Source organism: Actinomadura sp. BRA 177 (assembly GCF_013372625.1).
Classification (GTDB): Bacteria; Actinomycetota; Actinomycetes; order Streptosporangiales; family Streptosporangiaceae; genus Spirillospora.
In genome coordinates, this window is record NZ_JABXFD010000713.1 from 1 (window position 1) to 6284 (window position 6284).

The following is a 6284-nucleotide window of genomic DNA, read 5'->3' on the forward strand; positions in this document are numbered from 1 at the left end:
TATTGTGATCTCGCGGTCGTCTGTGTAGATCTGTCTTGTCTCGCTCAGAGAAGCATTGTTGTCTTGTTGATAGAAGCTGAGACCAACCGGGAGCGACCCATCCCTATAAGTCAGCAGCGCCTAATTGTGTATAAGAGACCCCCCCCACACCACAACACACCGCCCCAAGCCAGCCCGCCGACCACCCCACCAGGAGCGCGCCACAACACCCGTCCGACGGTGGCGAGCAGCCGAACGAAGGACGCGAACGCGGAGCAAACATGACGACCAACGGGGCACGCCACGAACAGACCAGCCACAACAACGAACAGCCCGCAACTGGCGACGAAGCCGTGCAGAGGAACAAGGCCCCGATGAGTGACAAGGCCCTGCGAAGGGACAAAGCCCCACAGAAACACGACGCCCCGCAAAGGCACGAGGAAGACGAAGGCACGAGCGCGAGGGGCGCGAGCGCGAGGGGCGCGAAGGCAAGGCGCGAAGGCAAGGCGCGAAGGCAAGGGGCACGAGGGCAAGGGGCACGAGGGCAAGGCGCGAGGGCAAGGCGCGAGGGCAAGGGCCACAAGGGGCACAAGGGGGACTAGTGGCACAAGGGAGGATTAGTGACACAAGGGGGACTAGGGCACGAGGGGCACGATGGGCGGCGAGGGTGTGATGGACGGCGAGGACGTGATGGACGGCACCGGCGTGATGAGGGACGAGGGCGGGATGGGTGGCGAGGTTGGGCGCATCTGTGCGGATCTGATCCGGTTCGACACGACCAACCGGGGCGAGGGGGTGGCGCGTCCGGAGCGGCCGGCGGCGGAGTACGTCGCCGGGCTGCTGGACGAGGCCGGTGTGAAGGCCACGATCGTCGAGTCGGCGCCCGGCCGGGCGAGCGTGCTCGCGCGCATTCCCGGCACTGACCCGTCCCATCCCGCGTTCCTGATCCACGGGCACCTTGACGTGGTGCCGGCCGACGCCGCCGACTGGGCGGTGCCGCCGTTCTCCGGTGAGGTGCGGGACGGCTGCGTGTGGGGGCGCGGCGCGGTCGACATGAAGGGCAGCCTCGCGATGACGCTCGCGGTCGTGCGGCGCCGGATGCGCGAGGGGCGGCGCACGCGCGGCGACCTCGTCCTGGCGTTCCTCGCGGACGAGGAGTGCACCGGCGAGTACGGGTCCCGGTACGTCGCGCGGGAGCATCGGGAGATCTTCGAGGGGTGCACGGAGGCGATCAGCGAGTCCGGCGGGTTCAGCGTGGACGCGGGCGGGACGCGGATCTACCCGATCGCGACGGGTGAGCGCGGCACCATGTGGATGAAGCTGACGGCGCGCGGCACGGCCGGTCACGGCTCGAAGCCGGCGCCCGACAACGCGGTCGCCGAACTCGCGCACGCGGTATCCCGCCTCGCCGCCCACTCATGGCCCGTCCGCCTGACACCGGGCGTCCGGGCCCTGCTCGACGGCCTCGCGGACGCGCTGGGCACCACCATCGACCACGACCGCCTCGACGCGGAGGCCAGGCGCCTCGGCCGCGCCGGCCACCTGTTCGCCGGGACGATCCGCAACTCCGCCAACCCGACCCGCCTCGATGCCGGATACAAGGTCAACGTCGTGCCCGGAACGGCGACCGCGCAGGTCGACGCCCGCTACCTGCCGGGCACCGGCGAGGAGTTCCTCGCCACGATCGACCGCCTCCTCGGCCCGAAGATCACCCGCGAGTTCATCAACCACGAGGAAGCACCCGCCGCGGACCCGGCCGGCCAGACCTTCACCGCATTCGCGGACGCGCTCCGCGCCGAAGACCCGGACGCCCGTCCCGTCCCCTACGTCATGGCAGGCGGCACCGACGCCAAGTCCTTCCACCGCATCGGCATCACCAGCTTCGGCTTCGCCCCCCTCCTCCTCGGCCCCGAACTCGACTACTTCGGCATGTTCCACGGCATAAACGAGCGAGTCCCCCTAGACGCCCTCACCTTCGGCACCAAGGTCCTAGACCACTTCCTGAACACCCGCTAACCCATTCACCGCAGCCCGCCCAACACACCACCCACCCGCTGCGCCCCCTAGCGGCTCCCAACAAGCAGCCCCCAACACCACCACACCAAAAGCCGCCAACGGGCCCCAGCCCCTCCCGACTACCAGCGCCCCCACCGGTCGACAGCAGCACGGTTCCCGGCCACGACGGCCTCCTCGACCCCAGCCGCCGGCGACCGACCGGCGACCGCAGCCCCAGGTACGGCGGAGACACCGGACGGCGGCCCAGCCCACCACGGCGACGACCTCGAGAGCGGTATGACCGGAACCAGCGTCCGGTCGACGTCGCCGGGGGGGTTGCGTCCGCGACTGCACGAGCGGCGCAGACGGCCCCCACGAAGCAACTCGCCAACACCAGCACGCCATGGCCCGGAGACGCCCCCGCTCCACGTCGAACTGCCCCTGACCCGCTACGACCGGAACCACCATCCGGTCGATCTCGCCGGGCGGTTGCGTCTGCGGCTGTACGAATGACGCGGACGGCCCCCACGGAGCAACTCGCCGACACCAGCACGCCATGGCCCGGGGGCGTCCCCGGGCCACGTCGGACTGCTCTTGGCCCGTTGCGACCGCGGAGACGTCCTCGCTCCGCCCGAGCGGCCTCCGAGCGGTCGGCAGGGGCACCTTGTTCTTGTCGGTGAAGCGCCTGCTTACCGCTTTGTCCCTCGCGGGCTGTCAGGGAGCAGGGCGCTAGGGGGCTATTGGGACTTTTGGTAGGTCCTGATTGAGTAGGTCGCTAGGGCCACTGTGGCCGCGGTGAGGGCCAGGAGCCAGGAGGCGTGTAGGGCGGCCGAGGGCCAGTCGGGGGTGGACGACAGGGTTGTTCGGGCGCTGTCCAGGGCCCAGCTCACTGGGTTGACGGCGGCCACGTGCCTGATCCAGGGCGGCATCAGGTCTTTGGCCATGAACGCCGACGACAGGAAGGTGAGCGGCAGGAGCAGCATCACGTTCAGGCCGATGATGGTGTTGCGGTCCCGGACGAGCAGCGCGAGTGTGTTGGACAGGGCGGCCAGGACGATGCCGATCAGGACCGAGGCCGCGACCAGGACGGCGAGGCCGGTGAGGCCGCCGGGGTAGTCGGCGCCGGCCGCCCGGCCGAGCAGGATGATCACGAGGGATTGGAAGGCCGTGCTCAGGGCCTGTTCTATGACGCCGGCATTCACGAGTGCGCTGCGGCGGACGGGGGTGACGAGGAAGCGGTTGAGGGTGCCGCGTTCGATCTCGTCCATGGTCGCCATTCCGGCGAACGAGTTCAGGGAGACCGCGTTCATGATCACGACGCCGGGGACGATGTAGTCGAGGTAGGACTGCGCGCCGAAGCCGGGGAGTTCGGCGACCTTCTTGAACAGCTCGCCGAACAGGAACAGCCAGATCATCGGCTGGGCCAGGGTCATGACGAGGACGGCCGGGTTGCGCAGCAGCGCGGACAGCCGCCGGTGGGTCATCCACCAGGTACCGATCATCGGGCACCTCCGGCGGTCGCGGGCTCGGTGTCGGCGATGCGGCGTCCGGCGTAGCGGAGGTAGACGTCGTCGAGGGACGGCCGCGCGACGGTCGCCGCGGCGGCCGGGACGCCCGCCTGGTCGAGGGCGGCGAGGACGGCCGGCACGGCGGAGGCGCCGTCGCCGGTGCGGGCGCTGAGGCGCCGGCCGTCCAGGACGATCTCGTTGACGCCGGGCAGCCGGCCGAGCGCCTCCCGTACCAGGGGTTCGGGGGGTGCCTCCTGCCATTCGATGTGGACGGCGTCGCCGTGCAGTTCGCCCTTCAGGTCGTCGGGGGTGCCGGTCACGACGACGCGGCCGTTGTCGACGATCGCGAGTCGTTGGGCGAGCCGGTCGGCCTCGTCCAGGTAGTGGGTGGTCAGCAGGATGGCGAGGGCGTCGTCGCCGGCGAGCCGGGCGATCTCGGCCCACATGGACGCGCGGGCCTCCGGGTCGAGCCCGGTCGTGGGCTCGTCGAGGAACAGGACCTGCGGGCGGTGGACGAGCCCGAGGGCGACGTCGAGGCGCCGCTGCATCCCGCCCGAGTAGGTCTTCACGGGACGGGTCGCGGCGTCTTCCAGGCCGAACCGGGCGAGCAGTTCGGCGGCGCGGGCGCGCGCCCGCGTCCCGGACAGCCCGTACAGGCGGCCCTGCAGGACCAGGTTGTCGCGGCCGCTCGCCTCGGGGTCGGCGCCGGACTTCTGCGACACGACGCCGATGACGCGGCGGACCCGGTCCGGCCGGCGCAGCACGTCGTGCCCGGCGACGGCGGCGGTGCCCGCGTCCGGCCGGATCAGCGTGGTGAGGATCTTGACGGTGGTGGACTTGCCCGCCCCGTTGGGGCCGAGCAGCCCGAGGATCTCGCCCTGCCCGACCGCGATGGACAGGCCGTCCAAGGCCCGGACGTCGCCGGGGTAGTTCTTCACGAGGCCCGCGGCCTCGATGGCATGCGCCATGGTCTCCTCCGTTGCAGCGCAACGTGCTCGACGGAGGGGTCCCGGATAGGCTGGAGATGCGTGCTCGCCGCCAGGCCCCGCTCCGTGTGGGGTTCTCGGTGGTGGGTTCTCCGGCCCGGCGGCGGTGTTGCCGCACCGCCGCCGGGCCCGCTCGTCGGCTACTCCTCGCGGGCTCCCCTCTCCGCCAGTTCGGCGATCTCCGGCGGCAGCTCGCCGGTCTCGTGGAACGCCCGCCACATGTCGAGGCCGGGCAGCGAGCCGTCCTCGATCTCGGCGAGGAAGCCGCGCACCCACGCGGCCTCCGCGCGCCGGATCGCCAGGTCGTACTCCTCCTCGATCAGGAAGAGGCGCGGGATCTCCGTCTCCGCCGCCAGCGCGGCCCGGTCGTCGGCGATCTGCCGCTCCATCATGCCGAGGCGCCCGCGCAGCAGCTCGGCCACCTCGTCCGGGCCCAGCGCACCGAGGACGGACAGCCCGGCCTCGAACCGCGGCACCTCCCGCTCGGGCACCGCGATCAGCTCCCGGACCCAGTCGGCGAGTTCCGCCAGCCCCGCGTCGGTGATGCGGTAGACGGTCCGCTCGGGTCGCGCCCCTTCCCGGACGCTCCCCTCGACGGCCAGGAACCCGTGCTTCTCCAGGTTGCCCACGACGGTGTAGAGGGAGCCCCACTTGATGTCCATGTCGCGGTCCTTGCCGCGCTCGCGCATCAGTGCGGCCATCTCGTACGGGTGCATCGGCCTGGCGGACACCGTCGACAGGACGGCGAGCCCCAGCAGGTTGCTCACCTTCCGCCGTTTGACCATGTCCGGCCTCCTCGTGCACGAGTACTCGTGCACGAGTATAGTCAGATGCGGCTCGGGCCGTCCACCCCGATCCGGGAGGAGGCAGGTGGGGTAAAGATCAAGCGTGGACTTCTCCAGTGCGGCCGACGAGCTTTACGGCGTCCTGCCCGCGGAGTTCGTGGCGACCCGCAAGCGGCTGGCGCAGGAGGCCAAGCAGGACGGCGACGCGGCCCTCGCCAAGCGCATCGGCGCGCTCCGGCGCCCGACGCTGTCGGCATGGGCGGTGAACCTCCTCAGCCGTTCCGCCGCCGACGAGTTGGCGGAACTGCTGGACGTGGGGACCGAGATGCGCTCGGCGTGGGGTTCCGGCAGCGGTCTCCGCGACCTCGAACAGCGCCGCGCCGACCTGGTCGGCTCGCTGGTGCGGACCGCCGGCGGGCTCGCGGCCGAGGCGGGCGGCCCCCTGCGCGAGCAGGCCGTCCGGGAGGTCGAGGACACCCTCCAGGCCGCCACCGTGGACGCCGACATCGCCGAGGAGGTCCGCGAGGGACGGCTCCCGCAGCCGCGCAGCCACACGGGTTTCGTCCCCGCCGGATTCCCGATGGCGCCGCCGGACGGCCGGCAACGCCCGAAGCCGAAACCAAAACCGAACTCCAAGGAGCCTCCAGCCGAGGAGACTCCACTCAAGAATCCCCCTGCCAAGAAGACCGAGGACAACAAGACCGCAACCGACAAGACCACGGCCAAGGGGGCCGCGACCGAGAAGACCCGCGCTAAGGGGACGGAAGAGACCGAGCGGCCGACGAAGAACGTCACGCGGACGAGTGCTGCGCGGGCCCGGCGGGCGGAGACGCTGCGCAAGCGCGCCGATGAGGCCGAGCGCAAACTCACCGAACGCGTGGAGCGGGCGGACGCGGCGCAGCGCGAGGTCGACGAGGCGTCCGCCGAGGTGGGGCGGCTCCGTCACGAACTGGACCGCGCGGTCGCCGCCCGGGACGCGGCGTCCCGTCGAGCGGAGCGCGCCGAGCAGAACCGGGCGCGCTCCGCTCGAC

General features: G+C 71.3%; 4 protein-coding genes and 1 pseudogene. 2 read left to right on the top strand and 3 right to left on the bottom strand.

The window, feature by feature from the left end:
* Positions 1–687: 687 nt before the first annotated feature.
* Entirely contained in the window at positions 688–1995 is a 1308-nt protein-coding gene (locus HUX53_RS38720) for a M20/M25/M40 family metallo-hydrolase (protein ID WP_176408242.1), read from the top strand.
* Between the two features lie 716 nt (positions 1996–2711).
* On the opposite strand, the gene HUX53_RS38725 is transcribed toward HUX53_RS38720, so the two are convergent.
* The 3 genes from HUX53_RS38725 to HUX53_RS38735 form a co-directional block, all read right to left on the bottom strand.
* Positions 2712–3476 (bottom strand): ABC transporter permease, encoded by a 765-nt coding sequence (locus HUX53_RS38725; RefSeq protein ID WP_176408238.1) that lies wholly within the window; start codon positions 3474–3476, stop codon positions 2712–2714.
* A complete protein-coding gene (locus HUX53_RS38730; RefSeq protein ID WP_176408239.1) occupies positions 3473–4450 on the bottom strand; it encodes an ATP-binding cassette domain-containing protein in 978 nt (325 codons plus the stop codon). Before HUX53_RS38730 ends, HUX53_RS38725 begins: the two co-directional genes overlap by 4 nt.
* Positions 4451–4608: 158 nt before the next feature.
* A complete protein-coding gene (locus HUX53_RS38735) occupies positions 4609–5253 on the bottom strand; it encodes a PadR family transcriptional regulator (RefSeq protein WP_176408240.1) in 645 nt (214 codons plus the stop codon).
* Positions 5254–5356: 103 nt separating this feature from the next.
* Between HUX53_RS38735 and HUX53_RS38740 the strand changes: the two are divergent.
* Positions 5357–6284, top strand: a pseudogene (locus tag HUX53_RS38740) (hypothetical protein); the annotation flags it as partial.